This window comes from Rehaibacterium terrae, assembly GCF_014202935.1.
Lineage (GTDB): Bacteria > Pseudomonadota > Gammaproteobacteria > Xanthomonadales > Xanthomonadaceae > Rehaibacterium > Rehaibacterium terrae.
On the sequence record NZ_JACHHX010000008.1, the window covers coordinates 97,011 to 115,172 of the forward strand.

At 71.4% G+C, this 18,162-nt stretch carries 13 protein-coding genes and 1 riboswitch; of the genes, 6 read left to right on the forward strand and 7 right to left on the reverse strand.

What is annotated here, in order from left to right; genetic code table 11:
- Positions 1 to 24 precede the first annotated feature (24 nt).
- Both yidC and mnmE read left to right on the forward strand, forming a co-directional pair.
- On the forward strand, positions 25 to 1,734 hold the full coding sequence (gene yidC / locus HNQ58_RS07255; RefSeq protein WP_183948242.1) for a membrane protein insertase YidC: 1,710 nt from the start codon (positions 25 to 27) through the stop codon (positions 1,732 to 1,734).
- Positions 1,735 to 2,046: 312 nt separating this feature from the next.
- Positions 2,047 to 3,417, forward strand: a complete 1,371-nt coding sequence (gene mnmE, locus HNQ58_RS07260; RefSeq protein ID WP_183948243.1) for a tRNA uridine-5-carboxymethylaminomethyl(34) synthesis GTPase MnmE — start codon at positions 2,047 to 2,049, stop codon at positions 3,415 to 3,417.
- A 72-nt stretch (positions 3,418 to 3,489) separates the two neighbouring features.
- Here the strand turns inward: mnmE and HNQ58_RS07265 are convergent, their stop codons facing one another.
- The 4 genes from HNQ58_RS07265 to HNQ58_RS07280 all read right to left on the reverse strand — a co-directional run bounded on the left by HNQ58_RS07265 (position 3,490) and on the right by HNQ58_RS07280 (position 8,180).
- Positions 3,490 to 4,662, reverse strand: coding sequence for an ABC transporter permease (locus HNQ58_RS07265; RefSeq protein ID WP_183948244.1), 1,173 nt, complete (start codon positions 4,660 to 4,662; stop codon positions 3,490 to 3,492).
- The gene (locus HNQ58_RS07270) at positions 4,659 to 5,405 is read right to left on the reverse strand and encodes an ABC transporter ATP-binding protein (protein ID WP_183948245.1); all 747 of its coding nucleotides are present in this window, start codon (positions 5,403 to 5,405) and stop codon (positions 4,659 to 4,661) included. The genes HNQ58_RS07265 and HNQ58_RS07270 overlap by 4 nt, the downstream gene beginning before the upstream one ends.
- A gap of 418 nt (positions 5,406 to 5,823) precedes the next feature.
- Complete coding sequence (locus HNQ58_RS07275) at positions 5,824 to 7,284, reverse strand: alpha/beta hydrolase (RefSeq protein WP_183948246.1); 1,461 nt, start codon at positions 7,282 to 7,284, stop codon at positions 5,824 to 5,826.
- Between the two features lie 146 nt (positions 7,285 to 7,430).
- A complete protein-coding gene (locus HNQ58_RS07280; RefSeq protein ID WP_183948247.1) occupies positions 7,431 to 8,180 on the reverse strand; it encodes an FAD-binding oxidoreductase in 750 nt (249 codons plus the stop codon).
- A gap of 185 nt (positions 8,181 to 8,365) precedes the next feature.
- Here HNQ58_RS07280 and HNQ58_RS07285 point away from each other — a divergent pair, with 185 nt between their 5' ends.
- Positions 8,366 to 9,304 (forward strand): ABC transporter ATP-binding protein, encoded by a 939-nt coding sequence (locus HNQ58_RS07285; RefSeq protein WP_183948248.1) that lies wholly within the window; start codon positions 8,366 to 8,368, stop codon positions 9,302 to 9,304.
- Entirely contained in the window at positions 9,301 to 10,080 is a 780-nt protein-coding gene (locus tag HNQ58_RS07290) for an ABC transporter permease (RefSeq protein ID WP_183948249.1), read from the forward strand. Before HNQ58_RS07285 ends, HNQ58_RS07290 begins: the two co-directional genes overlap by 4 nt.
- 178 nt (positions 10,081 to 10,258) lie before the next feature.
- Here HNQ58_RS07290 and HNQ58_RS07295 read toward each other — a convergent pair whose 3' ends face one another.
- Positions 10,259 to 11,053 carry a TatD family hydrolase gene (locus HNQ58_RS07295; RefSeq protein ID WP_183948250.1) on the reverse strand — a complete coding sequence of 265 codons (795 nt, stop codon included), beginning with the start codon at positions 11,051 to 11,053 and terminating at the stop codon, positions 10,259 to 10,261.
- A 96-nt stretch (positions 11,054 to 11,149) separates the two neighbouring features.
- On the opposite strand from HNQ58_RS07295, the gene hrpB reads away from it, so the two are divergent.
- Entirely contained in the window at positions 11,150 to 13,639 is a 2,490-nt protein-coding gene (hrpB, locus tag HNQ58_RS07300) for an ATP-dependent helicase HrpB (protein ID WP_183948251.1), read from the forward strand.
- A gap of 355 nt (positions 13,640 to 13,994) precedes the next feature.
- Here hrpB and HNQ58_RS07305 read toward each other — a convergent pair whose 3' ends face one another.
- Positions 13,995 to 14,744 carry a class I SAM-dependent methyltransferase gene (locus tag HNQ58_RS07305; protein ID WP_183948252.1) on the reverse strand — a complete coding sequence of 250 codons (750 nt, stop codon included), beginning with the start codon at positions 14,742 to 14,744 and terminating at the stop codon, positions 13,995 to 13,997.
- Positions 14,745 to 14,837: 93 nt separating this feature from the next.
- Positions 14,838 to 15,045, forward strand: a riboswitch (cobalamin riboswitch).
- Positions 15,046 to 15,275: 230 nt separating this feature from the next.
- Between HNQ58_RS07305 and HNQ58_RS07310 the strand changes: the two genes are divergently transcribed.
- Positions 15,276 to 17,663: a ribonucleoside-diphosphate reductase subunit alpha gene (locus tag HNQ58_RS07310; protein ID WP_183948253.1), complete on the forward strand. Its 2,388-nt coding sequence runs from the start codon at positions 15,276 to 15,278 to the stop codon at positions 17,661 to 17,663.
- An 86-nt stretch (positions 17,664 to 17,749) separates the two neighbouring features.
- On the opposite strand, the gene HNQ58_RS07315 is transcribed toward HNQ58_RS07310, so the two are convergent.
- The gene (locus HNQ58_RS07315) at positions 17,750 to 18,142 is read right to left on the reverse strand and encodes a four helix bundle protein (RefSeq protein ID WP_221301200.1); all 393 of its coding nucleotides are present in this window, start codon (positions 18,140 to 18,142) and stop codon (positions 17,750 to 17,752) included.
- Positions 18,143 to 18,162: the final 20 nt, after the last annotated feature.

The following is an 18,162-nucleotide window of genomic DNA, read 5'->3' on the forward strand; positions in this document are numbered from 1 at the left end:
CTTGCCCGCCGCAGACCCTGCCCGATGAATCAGACCCGCACCTTCCTGCTGATAGCCTGGCTGTTCGTCGCCTTCCTGATCTGGGAGGCCTGGACCCGGGATACCGCCGCGCCCCGTCGGGAGGCGCCGACGCCGACCGAGCCCGTGCCGGGCGGCGTGGACGGCGGCGTGCCCGCTGCCGACGGCATCCCGGCCATGGTCGCGGTCGAGCCGTCGAGGCCGGAAGGCGAGGTGCCGGGCGCCGCCGCGCCCGCCACCGCCGCGCCGCAGGGCGTGGTCACCCTCACCACCGACGTGCTGCGGCTGCAATTCGACGCCCGCGGCGGCACCCTGCTGTCGGCCGAACTGCTGGCCTACGGCCAGACTGCCGACCCCGCCTCCCCGCCGGTGCGCTTGCTGTCGCCCGAGCCGGGGCGCTACTTCGTGGCCCAGTTCGGCCTGACCAGCAACAGCGAGATCAAGCCCAGCCACGAGGCGCCGTTCCGCACCGCCGACGGCGGCCGCGACTACGCCCTGGCCGACGGCGCCGGGCGCATCGAGCTGCCCTTCGTCTGGACCCACGACAGCGGCCTGAGCGTGCGCCGTGTGTTCACCCTGGAGCGTGGCAGCTACGTGCTCGGCGTGCGCGAGGAGGTGAGCAACGCCGGCGAGACCGCCTGGACCGGCGCCGCCTACTGCCAGCTGCAGCGGGTACCGCCGCAGGTGCGCTCGGGCTTCACCAACCCCGAGGCCTACAGCTTCGCCGGCGCCGCCTGGTACAGCCCGCAGGACAAGTTCAACAAGATCAAGTTCGACAAGTTCGCGTCCGAGGCCCCGCTCAACCGCCAGGCCAGCGGCGGCTGGATCGCGATGCTGCAGCACCACTTCTTCGCCGCCTGCATCCCGCCGGCGGAGGCCACGGCGACCTTCTCGCTGGCCAGCGCCGGCCAGCCGGGCGCGCCGATCTACCGCATCACCAGCGTCGGCCCGGCCCTGAGCGTGGCGCCGGGCGGCAGCGGCCAGGTCGAGACGCGGCTGTGGGTCGGCCCCAAGCTGCAGTCGGTGCTGCCGACGGTCGCGCCGGGCCTGGACCGCACCAGCGACTACGGCATCTTCACCATCCTGGCCGAGCCGCTGTTCTGGGTACTGGACAAGCTGTACCGCCTGTTCGGCAACTGGGGCTGGGCGATCATCGGCCTGGTGGTGCTGATCAAGCTGGCCTTCTACAAGCTCTCGGAAACCCAGTACAAGAGCTTCGCCAAGATGCGCGCCGTGCAGCCGCGCATCGAAGCGCTCAAGGAGCGCTATGGCGACGACCGCCAGAAGTTCCAGATGGCGATGATGGAGCTGTACAAGAAGGAGAAGATCAACCCGATGGGCGGCTGCCTGCCCATCCTGGTGCAGATCCCGGTGTTCATCGCGCTGTACTGGGTGCTGCTGGAGTCGGTCGAGATCCGCCACGCGCCGTGGATCGGCTGGATCCACAGCCTGACCGACCGTGACCCCTACTTCATCCTGCCGGCGCTGAACATGGCCACCATGTGGCTCACCCAGAAGATGTCGCCGACCCCGGGCATGGATCCGGTGCAGAAGAAGATCATGCAGATCATGCCGCTGGCCTTCGGCGTGCTGTTCGCCTTCTTCCCCGCCGGCCTGGTGCTGTACTGGACCACCAACGGTGTGCTCGGCCTGGCCCAGCAATGGGTCATCACCAAGCGCCATGGGCAGCAGGGCAAGTCGCCGGCCAAGGCCTGACCGCTGCCGCCCAAGCGCACGCACGAGGCCCATCCTGCGCAGGGCTTCGCCGGGGGTCTTCAATGCTTCCATCGCATCGGGAGCAGGCATTCCTCGCCGCTGGCCGGAGTGGGCGGCACACGGGTGCGGATGGCGTGTCGGACGCGAGCGGCAGCTGCCCCCTGAGTGAGGGGGCGGCGCGGCAATGCCGCGCCGGGGGTGTGGAGGCATGACGGCGCGGCCGGCGCCGACGCGGACAGCGGTATGCGCGAGGCCGGCATGACGCGGGCCTCGTCGTTTCGGCCACTGCGGCCCGCGCCGACTTCTGCGAGGATGCGCCGCGTGAACACCATCCCGACCACCGACGCCGCCGACACCATCGCCGCCATCGCCACCGCGCCAGGTGCCGGTGGGGTCGGCATCGTGCGCGTGTCCGGTCCGCGCGCGTTCGCCATCGCGCGGGCGATCGCGGGCGTGGAGCCGGCGCCGCGCCGGGTCGCCTACGCGCACTTCCGCGACGGCGACGGCCAGGTCATCGACGACGGCGTGCTGCTCGCCTTCCGCGCCCCGCATTCATACACCGGCGAGGACGTGGTCGAGCTGCAGGCGCACGGCAGCCCGTACGTGCTGGCGGCGTTGGTCGCGCGCTGCTGCGCGCTCGGCGCGCGGCCGGCGCGGGCCGGCGAATTCACCGAGCGCGCCTTCCTCAACGGCAAGCTCGACCTCGCCCAGGCCGAAGCCGTCGCCGACCTGGTCGCCGCCGGCAGCGAGGCCGCCGCCCGCGCCGCGCGGCGCTCGCTCGACGGCGCCTTCTCGCAGCGCGTCGAGGCGCTGTTCGAGGCGCTCACCGGCCTGCGCGTCTACATCGAGGCGGCGATCGACTTCCCCGAGGAGGAGATCGACTTCCTCTCCGGCGACGAAGTACGCCGGCGCCTCGCCGACACCCAGGCCAGGCTGGCCGACCTGCTCGCCGGCGCCGAGCGCGGCGTGCGCCTGCGCGACGGCCTGCACGTGGTGATCGTCGGTCCGCCCAACGCCGGCAAGAGCTCGCTGCTCAACGCGCTGGCCGGCGAGGAGCGCGCCATCGTCACCGACATCGCCGGCACCACCCGCGACCTGCTGCGCGAGGCGGTGCGCATCGACGGCATCGAACTGACCCTGGTCGATACCGCCGGCCTGCGCGAGAGCGGCGATGCGGTCGAGGCCGAGGGCATGCGCCGCGCCCGCGCCGAACTGGCGCGCGCCGACCTCGCCCTGGCCGTGCTCGACGCCCGCGAACCCGCTGCCGGCCGCGCCGCCGTCGCCGCCGACCTCACCATCGTGCCGCGCACGCTGTGGCTGCACAACAAATGCGATCTCGTCGGCGAACCCGCGCGCCGCGAGGTCCGCGCCGACGGCGTTCACCTGTGGCTGTCGGCCCGCACCGGTGAGGGTCTGGAGGCCCTGCGCGCCGAACTGCGCGACGCCGCCGGCCTCGGCGAAGGCAGCGCCGGCGCCTACAGCGCCCGCCAGCGTCATCTCGACGCGCTGCACCGCACCGACGAACACCTCGCCCTCGCCGCCGCCCAACTCGCCGCCGGCGCCGGCGAACTCGCCGCCGAGGAACTGCGCCTGGCCCAGGACGCCCTCGGCGAGATCACCGGCCGGCTCGGCGCCGACGCCCTGCTCGGACGGATCTTCGCCTCGTTCTGCATCGGCAAGTAGGGCGAGCCCGGGCCGAAGAAAGCGAAGGGCCGCACGTCGCGGCCCTTCGTCCGTCCGGCAAAGGCTCGGCGCTCAGCCCGAGATCGCCAGCTTCTCGCGGTGGTACAGGCGCGCGGCGATCAGCCACAGCAGGGCGCCGGCGCCGAAGCCGGCGGCGAGGTACACGCCCCACTCCTGCGCGGCGATCTCCTCGCCGCGGGCGATGCGCAGGATCATCTGGTTCTGCGCCAGGAACGGCACCGCGAACATCCACAGCTGCGACTTCACCGGGTTGATCAGCAGCACCACGGTGGGGATCACCGGCAGCAGCATCAGCACGCTCATGTAGCTCTGCGCTTCCTTCACCGATTTGACGCTGGCGGCGATCAGGGTGAGCAGGGTGGTGCCGAGCAGCACCATCGGCAGCAGGACCAGCAGCAGCTTGGCGATGCCCAGCGCGGAAACATCCAGCCGGATCGGCAGTTTCGGCCCGAACTCGGCGCTGAGCTTGAAGGCGACCAGCATCAGCAGCAGCCCGGCGACGCCGAACACGCAGGCGGCGGCGATCTTGCCGCTCATGATCGCGCCGCGCGGGGCCGGCGTGGCCAGCAGCGGTTCCAGCGATTGCCGCTCGCGCTCGCCGGCGGTGGTGTCGATCACCAGGTAGGCGCCGCCGAGGAAGGCGAACAGGATCAGGAGGTAACTCATCATGCCGCCGACCACCTGGCCGCTGCGCGACTCGGGCGTGGACAGGTCGCGCGGGGCGACCAGCACCGGCTGCGCCACCGCCGGGTTGATGCCGCGCGCCAGCAGGCGCAGGCTGCCGACCGTCTGCCGGTACTGGTCGAGGATGCGCTGCAGGCGCTGCATCGGAATCTGCGTATCCTGGCGCGAGCTGTCGTGAAGGATCTCCAGCGTCGCCGGCAGGCCACGCCGCCAATGCTCGCCGAAGTCCTCCGCCACGCGCAGGATCAGGTCGTGCTTCTGGTCGAGGATGGCGCGCTCGGGCTCGGCCGGCGGATCCACGATCCGCACGTTCTGCCCGCGCAGCCAGTCGATCAGGTTGGGCGCGTGCTCGGCGCCGACCACCGGCAGTTCCAGCGGCTTCTCCAGCTGGGTGGTGATGCGCTTGTGCGCCAGCGAGCCGATGCCCATCATCAGCGCCGGCACCAGCAGCGGACCCATCAGCAGCGAGATCATCACGGTGCGGCGATCGCGCAGCAGATCCTTGAGCTCCTTGAGCATCACGGTGAGCAGGGCGTTCATGCGTGCAGGCCCTCCTCGGAGCCGATCAGCTTGACGAAGGCGTCCTCCAGGTTGTCCGCGCCCGCCTGCGCGCGCAGCTCGTCGGCGCTGCCGGCGGCGACCACGCGGCCGTGGGCGACGATGACGATGCGATCGCACAGCGCCGCTACCTCCTGCATGATGTGGCTGGAGAAGATCACGCAGCGGCCCTCGCGCCGCAGTTGCTGCAGGAAGCCGCGCATGGCGCGGGTGGTCATCACGTCCAGGCCGTTGGTGGGCTCGTCGAGGATGACGTTCTTCGGATCGTGGACCAGGGCGCGGGCGATCGCGGTCTTGGTGCGCTGGCCCTGCGAAAAGCCCTCGGTCTGGCGGTCGAGGATGTCGTGCATGTCCAGCGCGGCGGCCAGCGCCTCGGTGCGCCGAGCGATGGTGGCCGCATCCAGCCCGTGCAGGCGGCCGAAGTAGGCGATGTTCTCGCGCGCGGTCAGCCGCTTGTACACGCCGCGCGCGTCCGGCAGCACGCCCAGCCGGCGCCGCACCGCCGTGGCGTCGCGGCAGGCATCCAGCCCGTCCACGCGCACCTGCCCGCGCTCGGGCCGCATCAGCGTGTAGAGCATGCGCAGGGTGGTGGTCTTGCCGGCGCCGTTGGGGCCGAGCAGGCCGGTGATCTCGCCATCGCGGGCGACGAAGCTCATCCCGTCGACGGCGCGTACCACGCCGGCCTTGGTCTTGAAGGATTTGTGCAGGTCGGAAGCTTCGATCATGTTCCCGGTTCCATGAGGGGCGAGCTCAAGACGGTGCGCCGAAGTGGACGGCACGGGCGTGGCGAGGGCGCGCCGCGATGCGAGCGGCAGCTGCCCCCTGAGTGAGGGGGCGGCGCGGCAACGCCGCGCCGGGGGTGTGGAGGCATGACGGCGCGGCCGGAGCCGACGCGGGCAGCGGTATGCACGAGGCGCATCCTGCGCACGGCTTCGCCGGGTGTCTTCAATCCTTCCGTCGTTTCGGGAGCAGGCATTCCTCGCCGCTGGCCGGAGTGGGCGTCACACGGGTGCGGATGGCGTGTCGGACGCGAGCGGCAGCTGCCCCCTGAGTGAGGGGGCGGCGCGGCAACGCCGCGCCGGGGGTGTGGGGGCATGACGGCGCGGCCGGAGCCGACGCGGGCAGCGGTATGCACGAGGCCCCCTAAGGCTCCCACCCGTAATACCCCGCGAACGGCGGCGTGTAGGGCAGCGTGTCGAGGCAGGTGGCATCGAGTCCCTTGGCGTCGAGGGTGTCGAGAAAACGCGCCACCAGCCGCGGCGTGCAGCCGATCGGCAGCACATTGTGGCCCTGGCCGCGCAGCACCAGGTGGCGGGCCTTGGGCAGTGTGGCGGCCACTTCCTCGCCATAGCGCGGTGGCGTGACCGGGTCGAGCTCGCCGGACAGCAGCAGCGCCGGCACCTCACCGGTCAGCGGCTGGTTGAAGTCGGCCGGCTTGTCGCCGCTGGGCCACACCGCGCACTGGGCGCGGGCGAATTCGATGAACTCGGCGCCGAGCACGCTGCCGGCATCGGCCGGGTCGGTGGTGAAGCCGGGCGCGTCCTCGGTGCACATCACCGACAGCTGCATGCCGTGCATGATCTGTTCGCTGAGCTGGCTGACGATCAGCCGGGTCTGCGCGGCCAGCGGTTCCAGCCGGCCCTGCTCGGCCTCGTGCAGCAGCAGCGGCAGCATCGCCGCCGCCATCGGGATGTAGCTGTACAGCCGCACCAGCCCGGCGAGGTGGCCGCGGGTGTAGTCCTCGCTGCGCAGCTCGCCGGTGTTGGGGTCGCGGTAACTCACCGGCACCGAGGCCTCGCCCAGCCGCCGCAGCAGGGCGGTGAGCAGCTCGCGCGGATCGCCGAAGCGCTCGCGGCAGAGCGCGTCGTCGTTGCAGCGGGCGAAGTGCAGGTCGAGCGCGGCCTCGAGATTGCGGGCGTGCTCGTTGCCCAGCACCAGGGTGTTCGGCACCACGCCGTCGAGCACCAGGGCGCGGGTGTGCTGCGGGTGGCGGCGCGCGTACTGCTGGGCCACGCGGGTGCCGTAGGAGATGCCGACCAGGTTGATCGTCTCCGCGCCGATGGCGGCGCGTACCGCGTCGAGGTCGGCGACCGCGTCGGTGGTGGTGTAGAAGCGCAGGTCGGCATGCGCCTGCAGCTCGTCGCGGCAGCGTTCGGCGAAGGCCTGGCCGGCTTCGGGCGTGGCCTCGTCGGTGATAGCGCTGCGGCCTTCCTCGTCGCGGCAGGCCAGGCGGTGGGACCCGCCGGTGCCGCGCTGGTCGACCAGCAGGAGATGGCGGTTGCGGCGGGTGGCGGCGAAGGCGGCGGCGGCCTGCGGATAGGTCTCGCGTGCCGACTGGCCGGGGCCGCCGGCGAGCATGAACACCGGGTCCGGCGCGGCGTCGCGTTCGGCCGGAATCCAGGCGATCGCCAGGGCGATCCTGCGGCCCTCGGGGGCGGCGTGGTTCTCGGGCACCTCCAGCGTCGTGCACTGGGCTTCGACCGAGGCCGCGCTCAGCGGTGCGGTGAGCGTGCAGGGCGAGAACACCAGCGAGCCCAGTGTGCGGGCCTGCGTGGCCAGCGGCAGCCCGGCCAGCAGCGCCAGGCACAGGATGGTCTTGCGCATCGATCTCCCTCGACGGTTGCAGCGCTCGAAGCACCGCATTCTGCCAGAGGCCGGCGGCGGGTCGGGGACGGCATGACTTGCCGCCATCCCGGCTTGCGCCGGGGTGCGGGATGACGGTGTTCCCGAGTGCTTTCGGATTTCCGCCCTCAGCGCGAGCTGACGTACTTCTCGCGGCGGATGTGCGGCACCGGCAGGCCGTGGCTCTTGAGCGCCTCGAAGCAGGCATCGACCATGTTCGGGTTGCCGCACAGGTAGGCGATGTCGCCTTCGGCATCCGGCGCGAATTCGGCCAGATGCTCCTGCACGTAGCCCCGGCGGTCGTCGGCGCGCGGGGTCGCCGGCAGCTCGCGGCTGTAGCAGGGCACGAAGCGGAAGCCGGGCGTGGCCTCGGCGAAGGCGGCGAACTCGTCGCCATAGAGCAGCTCCACCGGGGAGCGCGCGCCGAACAGCAACACCACCTTGATGCCGCGGGCTTCGATCTGCCGCTTCAGCTCCGGCAGCATCGCGCGGTAGGGGGTCACGCCGGTGCCGGTGGCGATCAGCAGGTAGCGCCGGTTGTGGTCGTTGGGCATCAGGCAGAAGCGTCCGAACGGGCCGCTGGCCTCGATGCGATCGCCTTCCTGCAGCCGCTCGAACAGCTGCGTGGCGGCGCCGCCGGGCACGTAGCTCACCGCGATCTCGATCGGATCGTCGGCGTGCGCCGCGCCGTTGCGCACGCTGGCGATCGAGTAGCTGCGCTTGGTCGGGGTGCCGTCGGCGTAGCTGAAATGCACCTGCAGGAACTGGCCCGGGATGAAGTCCAGCGGCGCGCCGTCGTCGCGGGTGAACACCAGGTGGCGGACGGTCGGCGCCAGCATGCGGCTGGACACCAGCTTGAGCGGAAAGTGGACGGGCACGGCGACTCCTTCGGGGGCGGACGGCGGCAGCGCCGCGTCCGGGCGCCAAGTTTAGCCGGCCAGGCCGTCGGCCGCAGGGGCGCGGCGCCCGGGAAACGCAGTGTTCCGCCCGGATCGGCATGGCAGGCGGCCGATATACTGGCCGCCTTGCGTCGAAGCACTCGACCCGTCACCGACCGGCTTCCATGTCCCAGCAACCCGCCCTGGAGGTCGTCGACCTCCGCAAGACCTACGACAACGGCACCCAGGCGCTCAAGGGCATCTCTCTGAGCGTCGCGCCCGGCGACTTCTTCGCCCTGCTCGGCCCCAACGGCGCCGGCAAGTCCACCCTGATCGGCATCGTCAGCTCGCTGGTCAACGCCAGCGCCGGCAGCGTGAGGGTGTTCGGCGTCGACCTGTTCGCGCAGCGCCAGGAGGCCAAGCGCCTGCTCGGTCTGGTGCCGCAGGAAATCAACTTCAACATGTTCGAGAAGCCCTACGACATCCTGGTCAATTACGCCGGCTTCTACGGCATCCCGCGCGCGGAGGCCCGCGCCCGCGCCGAGCAGGAGCTCAAGCGCGCGCAGCTCTGGGACAAGGCGCACACCATGTCGCGCACCCTCTCGGGCGGCATGAAGCGGCGGCTGATGATCGCCCGCGCGCTGATGACCCGGCCCAGGCTGCTGATCCTCGACGAACCCACCGCCGGCGTCGACATCGAGATCCGCCGCGGCATGTGGAAGCTGCTGCGCGAGATCAACGCGGCCGGCACCACCGTCATCCTCACCACGCATTACCTGGAGGAAGCCGAGAGCCTGTGCCGCAACCTGGCCATCATCGACCACGGCCGGATCATCGAGCACGGGCCGATGAAGGCGCTGCTGGCCAAACTCGACATCGACAGCTTCGTGCTCGACCTGGAATTGCCGCTGACCAGCACCGTGCCGCACGTCGAGGGCGCGAAGCTGGTCGCCGTCGACGACCACACGCTGGAAGTCGACATGCCGCGGGCGATGGATCTCAACCGCATCTTCGCCGCGCTCGGCGAGGCCGGCATCCGGGTGCGCTCGATGCGCAACAAGTCCAACCGACTGGAGGAGCTGTTCGTGCGCCTGACCGGCAGCAACGCGGAGAAGGCGGCATGAGCGCGCACACCCGCGAAAACCTCATCGCGCTGTACACCATCGTCCGCCGCGAGGTGATGCGCATCCTGCGCATCTGGGGCCAGACCTTGGTGCCGCCGGCGATCACCATGACGCTGTACTTCCTGATCTTCGGCAGCCTGATCGGCCGCCGCATCGGCGAGATGGGCGGCTTCGACTACATGGACTTCATCGTCCCCGGGCTGGTGATGATGAGCGTGATCCAGAACAGCTACGGCAACATCTCCAGCTCGTTCTTCGGCGCCAAGTTCGGCCGCCACGTCGAGGAGCTGCTGGTGGCGCCGCTGCCCGACATCGTCATCCTCGGCGGCTACGTCGCCGGTGCGGTGCTGCGTGGCCTGATGGTCGGCGCGATCGTGCTGGCCATCGCCATGCTGTTCACCCGGGTGAGCATCCCGCACCCGTTCGTCACCCTGACCACCGTGCTGCTCGGTGCGACGATCTTCTCGCTGGCCGGCTTCGTCAACGCCGTGTACGCGAAGAAGTTCGACGACATCGCCATCGTGCCGACCTTCATCCTCACCCCGCTCACCTACCTCGGCGGCGTGTTCTACTCGGTCAGCCTGCTGCCGGACTGGGCCGAGCAGGTCAGCTACCTCAACCCGATCCTGTACATGGTCAACGCCTTCCGCTACGGCCTGCTCGGCGTCAGCGACGTGCCGCTGGCCACCGCCTACGCGGTGATGCTGGCCTTCGTGGCCGGCCTGGGCTGGCTGGGCCTGAGGCTGCTGCAGCGCGGCGTCGGCCTGCGCAGCTGACCTGCGGCCTGCAGTGGCAGGAACGCCGCCGTCGTGCGCCGGAGGCTCACGCCGGGTCGCGGCTGAAGCCGCCTCGATGAGAAGACACCGCCCGGCGCATCGACACCGCGCGTTTGCGCATCCGCTGCTGACCGCGTTCGACGCGATGGGCGTGCGCGTGCTCTGACGCGCGATCCGCTCAGGGCGCGGGCAGGCGGAAGAACGCCCGCGCCGTGGCGGTGGTCGCGGCGGCGGTGACTTCCACCGGCTCACCGCGGTCGCGCGCCAGTTCCTCGACGATGTGGCGCAGGTACATCGGCTCGTTGCGCCGGTGCGAGGGCTGCGGCCGCACCGTGCGCGGCAGCAGGTAGGGCGCGTCGGTCTCGATCATCAGCCGTTCGGCGGGGATGTGCCTGACGATCTCGCGCAGGTGCAGGCCGCGGCGCTCGTCGCAGAGCCAGCCGGTGATGCCGATGTGCCAGCCCTGGTCGAGGTAGTCGAAGAGTTCTTCCTTCGTGCCGGTGAAGCAGTGCACCACCGCCGGACCAAGCCGGCCGTCGAAGTTCCTCATCACCGCCATGAAGTCGGCGTGGGCGTCGCGCTGGTGCAGGAACAGCGGCTTGCCGGTGTCCACGCCGAGCTGGAGCTGGCGCTCGAACGCGCGCCGCTGCGCGTGGCGCGGCGAGAAGTCGCGGTAATAGTCCAGCCCGCACTCGCCCACCGCGACCACCTCCGGGTGCGCGTGCAGCGCGCGCAGCTCGGCGTCGGCCTCGTCGGTGTACTCGATGGCGTGGTGCGGGTGCACGCCGGCGGTGGCGTACAGGAAACCGGCGTGCGCCTGCGCGATCTCCAGCGCCCGTGCCGAGCCGCCGCGGCTGGCGCCGGTGACCACCATCTGCACCACGCCGTGCGCGCGGGCGCGCGCGAGCACGGCATCGAAGTCGTGCTGGAAGCTTTCGTGGCCGAGGTTGGCACCGATGTCGATCAGTTGCATGGGGTCGGGTCGCCGGTCGCGGCTCACGCCGCTCCTGCACATCGGGATTCCGAAGGGCGCGCAGTGTACCGCAGCCGCGCGGGTATCCTTGCGCGCGTGAATTCCCCCGCCTTTCCCATCGACCCGCTGCTGCCGGACATCCTGCGCAGCCTCGCCGCGCATCCGCGGCTGGTGCTGGAAGCCCCGCCCGGCGCCGGCAAGACCACCCGGGTGCCGCCGGCGCTGCTCGACGCGCCGTGGCTGGGCGGGCGCCGTGTGCTGATGCTGGAACCGCGCCGGGTCGCCGCGCGTGCGGCGGCCGGCTTCATGGCGAAACAGCGCGGCGAGGCCGTCGGCGAGACGGTCGGCTACCGCATCCGGTTCGAGAGCAAGGTGTCGGCGGCGACCCGCATCGAGGTCGTCACCGAGGGCATCCTCACCCGCATGATCCAGGACGACCCGACGCTCGACGGCGTCGGCGCGCTCGTGTTCGACGAGTTCCACGAGCGCCATCTGTCCGCCGACCTCGGTCTGGCGCTGGCGCTCGACGTGCAGGCGCAGCTGCGCGAGGACCTGCGCATCGTGGTGATGTCGGCCACGCTCGACGGCGACAGGCTGGCACGCTTCCTCGACGCGCCGCGGCTCAGCTCCGAAGGCCGCGGTCACCCGGTCACCCTCACCCACTTCCCCGCCCGCCGCGACGAGCCGTGGCAGGCGCAGTTGCGCCGCTGCGTCGAGCACGCGCTCGCCGCGCACCCGGGCGACCTGCTGGTGTTCCTGCCCGGCCAGCGCGAGATCGCGCAGGCGCACAAGGTGCTGGCGGGCGCGCTCGGGGAAGACCGGCAGGAGCTGCTCCCCCTGCACGGCGATCTGCCGGTGGAGGAGCAGACCCGCGTGCTGCAGCCGGCGCCCGACGGCCGCCGCCGCATCGTGCTCGCCACCAACGTCGCCGAATCCTCGGTGACGCTGCCCGGCGTGCGCGTGGTGATCGATTCGGGGCTGGCGCGCGAGCCGCGCTACGACCCCAACTCCGGTTTTTCGCGGCTGGAAACGGTCGCCATCTCGCAGGCCTCGGCCGACCAGCGCGCCGGCCGCGCCGGCCGCGTCGCGGAAGGCTGGTGCTATCGGCTGTGGCCGGAATCGCAGCGGCTGGAGCCGGCGCGGCGCGCCGAGATCCACCAGGTCGAGCTGGCCGCGCTGGCGCTGGAGCTGGCGGCGTGGGGGGAGGCCGACCTGCGTTTCCTCGACCCGCCGCCGCCCGGCGCGCTGGCCTCGGCGCGCGAACTGCTGCAGCGCCTGGGCGCGCTCGACGGCAGCGCGATCACCGCCTTCGGCCGCCGCCTGCTCGCGCTCGGCACCCATCCGCGACTGGCGGCGATGCTGCTCGCGCCCGAGGACGCCGCCGAGCGCGCCCTCGCCTGCGACCTCGCCGCCCTGGTCGAGGCGCGCGACCCGCTGCGCGGCAGCCGTCGCGACGACTGGGCCGCGCGCTGGCAGGCGCTGGCCGCATACCGTGCCGGCCGCGTGCCGGCGGAAGCGAGCCGCGCGGCGCTCGCCGCCATCGACCAGGCGGCGAAGCAGTGGCGGCGCCGCCTGCGCATCGATACGCCGCCGCCCGCCGACGCGCCCGCGCACCGGCTCGGCGACCTGCTGCTGCACGCCTTCCCCGACCGCATCGCCCGCCAGCACCCGGCCGATCCGCGCCGCTACCAGCTCGCCAACGGCCGCAGCGCGCGGCTGTTCGACGACAGCGCCCTGTACGGCGAGCCGTGGCTGGTCGCCAGCGAGCTGCGCCTCGAGGAGCGCGACAGCCTGATCCTGCGCGCCGCGCCGCTCGACCAGGCGCGCCTGGAACGCGACTTCCCGAACCGCCTCGTCGAGGAGGACCGGGTGATCTGGGACGCGCAGCGGCGCGGGATCGCGGCCGTGCGCGAGCGCCGCTTCGACCGCATCGTGCTGGAAACCAAACCGCTGGCCCGGCCCGACCCGGCGCGCTACGCCGACGCGCTGGTCGATGCCGTGCGCCAGCTCGGCCTCGACGCGCTGCCGTGGAGCGACTCGCTGGCGCAGTGGCGCGAGCGCGTGCGCTGCCTGCGCGAGTGGCTGCCCGAGCTCGGCCTGCCCGATCTCGGCGACGAGGCCTTGCTGGCCACGCTCGAGGACTGGCTCAAGCCGGCGCTGGCCGGCAAGACCCGGCTCGACGCGCTCGGCGCGGACGAACTGGCCGAGGCGCTGAAAGCCGGCATCGACTGGCACCTGCGCCAGCGCATCGACCAGCTCGCGCCGGTGCGGATCACGGTGCCCTCGGGCATGGCGCGCCCGATCGAGTACCGCCATGGCGAAGCGCCGGTGCTGGCGGTCAAGCTGCAGGAGCTGTTCGGCCTCGCCGACACCCCGCGCATCGCCGACGGCCGCGTGCCGCTGACCCTGCACCTGCTTTCGCCCGCCGGCCGCCCGCTGCAGGTGACCCGGGACCTCAAGGGCTTCTGGGAGCGCACCTACCCGGAAGTGAAGAAGGAAATGAAGGGCCGCTACCCCAGGCACCCGTGGCCGGACGACCCGTGGACGGCCACCGCCACCCACCGCGCCAAGCCGCGCGGCACCTGAGGGTCGGCGAAACCGCCCGCCGGGCGCGGAGGAAAAGAAAACGCCCCGGCTGGGGGGAGCCGGGGCGTTGGGCGGTCCACGTGGTGTCAGGGGAGGACACCGGAGCGGGGGAGGGAGCGGCGGACCGCGAAGCCATTGTCGCGCCGCCACGCCGGCGGCGAAACGGATGCACGGCACACACAGCGTTGCGCCAGGGGGACAGTCGGCCCGGCGCGCGCCGCGCCGGACCTGCGCGGACGCGTGTCCTTGGCGCAGGCGCGGCAGGTGTGGTCGCAGCCGGGGCCATCCGTGTCATCCCGGCTTGCGCCGGGATGACGATGCTACGGATGCTTTTTCCGGTTTCCGGTTCAAGCCCTCACCCCACCCGCCCGGCGCGGATCGCCAGCGGCCAGCGCACCGGCCGCCGCTGCTGCGGGTCGCCCCAGGCCTCGGCCATCTCGGCCGCCACCGCGTCCACGGCGTCGAAGCCGGTGGCCTGCAGGTGGCGCTGGCTGGCCGACCAGGTGCGCAGATAGGCCAGGTACTGGCGCAGCGTCCACAGGCAGACCATCTCGAAGGCCGGCGGCGCCGGCAGCGGCGCGAACGGGAACGGCAGGTCGCGGTAGCCGGTCTCGACATGGCGGCGGTCGGCCGGCCAGTACGGCCCCAGCCGGCCCTCGTAGAGCTTGTGGAAGACCGCGTCCACGCCCGGCGACACGCTCGACAGGCCGTAGGTCCAGGCGGCGATCACCCCGCCCGGCTTCAGCACCCGGCGCACCTGCGGGTAGAAGCGCGTGAGGTCGAACCAGTGCAGCGCCTGCGCCACCGTCACCAGGTCGGCGCAGGCATCGGGCAGCGAACAGTCCTCGGCAGCCTCGGTGCGGTACTCGACCTTCGGATGGGCGGTGGCGGCGGCGATCTGCGCGGCGCTGGGGTCGGTGGCGTGGACCCGGGCGAAGTGCGCCGCCAGCGCGACGGCCGCCTGGCCATTGCCGCAGCCGGCATCCCAGGCCAGCGCGTGCTCGCGGCATTGCGCCGCCAGCCAGGCGAACAGCTCCCCCGGATAACTCGGCCGCGCCGCGGCATAGGCGCTGGAGTGACCGGAGAAGTGGTCCTTGAAGGGCATGGCGCATTCTAGGCAGAGCCTCACGGCCGAAGGTAGGGGCCAGCCGGGGCGAATCACCCCCAACATCTCGTGTTGACCGGCCGGTCCGACCCCGATAAGTTGTGGCCCGTTGGTTCCCGGTCATCGATCGGCCGGGATTGAAAGGGAAGCCGGTGAGACTCCGGCGCTGCCCCGCAGCGGTATTGGGAAACGAAAGCCGTCGATGGCACTGGGATCCTGGATCCTGGGAAGCCCGGCCGGTAGGTGAGGCGACCGCCTCGCGTCCCTGAGCCCGAAGACCTGCCAACAGCCGCGCGCCGCACGAACGCGCGGTCCCGGCTGAAGGACCTTTCGCGGGAAAGGCGGCCGGACGCGATGCCTGCCCGTCCGCGGCCGGCCTGCGTCCGTCCCTTTCCTCCCGGAAGCTCCGGCGCCCGCGGGGGCGCGACCGGATGCCGCGCGCCGCGTGCGCGTCCGCATCCTGCCGTGTTCCCGTGTCCGCGGTCCTGCGAGGGACGGGCCGCGCCACGTGCGACACCGCAGGAAGTCGCCATGACCACCACCACCGCCCCGGCCGATGCCGCCCGCCCCGGCACCGCGCCCCGTCTCGAACTGACCCCACCGCCGCACGCCGGCGGCATGACCGTCACCAAGCGCAACGGCCGCCGCGAGCCGGTCGACCTCAACAAGATCCTGCGCGCCATCCAGCGCTGCTGCGATGGTCTGTACGCGGTCGATCCGATGCGCATCGCCACCCGCACCATCTCCGGCCTGTACGACGGCGCCAGCACCCGCGAACTGGACGAGCTGTCGATCCGCACCGCCGCCCTGCTCACCGCCGAGGAGCCCGAGTACGGCCGGCTGGCCGCGCGCCTGCTGGCCAACGTGATCGCCAAGGAGGTCGCCGGCCAGGAGATCCACGCCTTCTCGCAGGCGATCGCCCGCGGCCACGAACTGGGCCTGATCGGCGAGCGCCTGCTCGGCTTCGTCCAGGCGCACGCGCGCAAGCTCAACGACGCCCTCGATCCGGCGCTCGACCGGCGCTTCGAGTACTTCGGCCTGCGCACGCTGTACGACCGCTACCTGCTCAAGCATCCGGGCACGCGGCGGGTCATCGAGACCCCGCAGCAGTTCTTCCTGCGCATCGCCTGCGCGCTGAGCGAGGACGTCAACGAGGCGCTGGCGCTGTACCGGCGCATGGCCGAGCTCGACTACCTGCCCAGCTCGCCGACCCTGTTCAACGCTGGCACGACCCACGAGCAGCTGTCCTCCTGCTTCCTGCTCGACTCGCCGGCCGACTCGCTGGAGGCGATCTACCAGCGCTATGCCGACGTCGCCATGCTGAGCAAGTTCTCCGGCGGCATCGGCCTGTCCTACAGCCGCGTGCGCTCGCGCGGCTCGCTGATCCGCAGCACCAACGGCCTGTCCAACGGCATCGTGCCCTGGCTGAAGACGCTGGATGCCTCGGTGGCCGCGGTCAACCAGGGCGGCAAGCGCAAGGGCGCCTGCTGCGTGTATCTGGAGCCCTGGCATGCCGACATCGAGGAGTTCCTCGAACTGCGCGACAACACCGGCGACGAGGCGCGCCGCACCCACAACCTCAACCTCGCCAACTGGATCCCCGACCTGTTCATGCGCCGGGTCGAGGCCGATGCGATGTGGTCGCTGTTCGATCCCAAGACGGTGCCGGAGCTGGTCGACCTCTGGGGCGAGGCCTTCGAGCGCGCCTACGAGCAGGCCGAGGCGCGCGGGCTGGCGCAGCGCCAGGTGCGCGCGCGCGAGCTGTACGCGCGGATGATGCGCACCCTGGCCCAGACCGGCAACGGCTGGGTGACCTTCAAGGACAAGGCCAACCGCGCCTGCAACCAGACTGCGAAGCCGGGCAACGTCGTGCACCTGTCGAACCTGTGCACCGAGATCCTCGAAGTCACCTCGGCCGGGGAAACCGCCGTCTGCAACCTCGGCTCGATCAACCTCGCCCGCCACCTCGACGACGACGGCGAATTCGACTTCGACAAGCTGGCCGAGACCGTGCGGCTGGCGGTGCGCCAGCTCGACCGCGTCATCGACCTCAACTTCTACCCGATCGAGTCGGCGCGCCGCGGCAACCTGCGCTGGCGGCCGGTGGGACTGGGCGTGATGGGCCTGCAGGACGTGTTCTTCCGCCGCCGCCTGCCGTTCGACGCGCCCGAGGCGCGCGCGCTGTCGCGGCGCATCGCCGAGGAAATCTATTTCCACGCCCTGCAGGCCTCCTGCGAGCTGGCCGAGGAGAAGGGCGCGCACCCGGCCTTCGCCGACACCCGCGCCGCCGCCGGCGAGCTGCAGTTCGATGCCTGGGGCGTGACCCCGGAGCAGCCGGCGCGCTGGGATGCGCTGCGCGCGCGCATCGCGCGTCACGGCCTGCGCAACTCGCTGCTGATCGCGATCGCGCCGACCGCCACCATCGCCTCGATCGCCGGCTGCTACGAATGCGTCGAGCCGCAGGTGAGCAACCTGTTCAAGCGCGAGACGCTGTCCGGCGACTTCCTGCAGGTCAACCGCTACCTGGTCGAGGAGCTGAAGAAACTCGGCCTGTGGACGCCGGAGCTGCGCGACCGCATCAAGCTGGCGGAAGGCTCGGTGCAGTCGATCGAAGCCATCCCGGCCGAGCTGCGCGCCGTCTACCGCACCGCCTGGGAAATCCCGATGCGGTCGCTGATCGACATGGCCGCCGAGCGCGGCGCCTTCATCGACCAGGCGCAGTCGCTCAACCTGTTCATGGAGAACCCGAACATCGGCGCGCTCAGCTCGATGTACATGTACGCCTGGAAGCGCGGCCTCAAGACCACCTACTACCTGCGCTCGCGCCCGGCCACCCGCATCGCCAAGGCCACGGTCAGCGACACCGCCGCGGTGGTGTGCTCGCTGGAGAACCCCGAAGCCTGCGAGGCCTGCCAGTAGGCGAGTGGGGAGCCACGAGTGAGGAGGAGTGGGAAACGAGAGAAAAGCGCCGGGCAGGCCGGTCACGTCCGTCCGGCCCGCTCACATCACGCCTGCGCTTTTCGTCCTGACCGTGCCGTCTTCTCGGGAGATTCGCGGCGCCGACGTCTGAGTGCGGTGAGCATCCTGCTGACTTCATCGATGGCATTGCGCATGGAACGGCTTTCCCGTTCGGGGAACCAGCCGACCTGCTCGCAGAGCGTGAGCAGGGTTTCCAGTTCCGCCGCCGAACCATGGGCGATGGCGAGGAAGTGGGCCTTGTCTCTCGTGGCCTCCCGTGTCCACCCTTCGGCGATGTTGCAGGCCACCGATACGGCCGCACGTGTCATTTGTGACCGTACACCGTACAACTCCTCGCGCGGAAGGCGCGGCACCAGTCGATACACCTCGCGTACAACCTCCATGGCGCGTTTCCATACTTCCGTATTCCGGTAATGCATATGACCTCCATTGTCACGAC

What these genes read in the sequence shown, in the direction of transcription:
- HNQ58_RS07265 (WP_183948244.1), bottom strand. Translation starts at nt 4,662, where the DNA reads ATGAACGCCCTGCTCACCGTGATGCTCAAGGAGCTCAAGGATCTGCTG.
- HNQ58_RS07290 (WP_183948249.1), top strand. Translation starts at nt 9,301, where the DNA reads ATGAGCGCGCACACCCGCGAAAACCTCATCGCGCTGTACACCATCGTC.
- HNQ58_RS07270 (WP_183948245.1), bottom strand. Translation starts at nt 5,405, where the DNA reads ATGATCGAAGCTTCCGACCTGCACAAATCCTTCAAGACCAAGGCCGGC.
- HNQ58_RS07295 (WP_183948250.1), bottom strand. Translation starts at nt 11,053, where the DNA reads ATGCAACTGATCGACATCGGTGCCAACCTCGGCCACGAAAGCTTCCAG.
- HNQ58_RS07310 (WP_183948253.1), top strand. Translation starts at nt 15,276, where the DNA reads ATGACCACCACCACCGCCCCGGCCGATGCCGCCCGCCCCGGCACCGCG.
- HNQ58_RS07315 (WP_221301200.1), bottom strand. Translation starts at nt 18,142, where the DNA reads ATGCATTACCGGAATACGGAAGTATGGAAACGCGCCATGGAGGTTGTA.
- yidC (WP_183948242.1), top strand. Translation starts at nt 25, where the DNA reads ATGAATCAGACCCGCACCTTCCTGCTGATAGCCTGGCTGTTCGTCGCC.
- mnmE (WP_183948243.1), top strand. Translation starts at nt 2,047, where the DNA reads ATGCGCCGCGTGAACACCATCCCGACCACCGACGCCGCCGACACCATC.
- HNQ58_RS07305 (WP_183948252.1), bottom strand. Translation starts at nt 14,744, where the DNA reads ATGCCCTTCAAGGACCACTTCTCCGGTCACTCCAGCGCCTATGCCGCG.
- HNQ58_RS07275 (WP_183948246.1), bottom strand. Translation starts at nt 7,284, where the DNA reads ATGCGCAAGACCATCCTGTGCCTGGCGCTGCTGGCCGGGCTGCCGCTG.
- HNQ58_RS07285 (WP_183948248.1), top strand. Translation starts at nt 8,366, where the DNA reads ATGTCCCAGCAACCCGCCCTGGAGGTCGTCGACCTCCGCAAGACCTAC.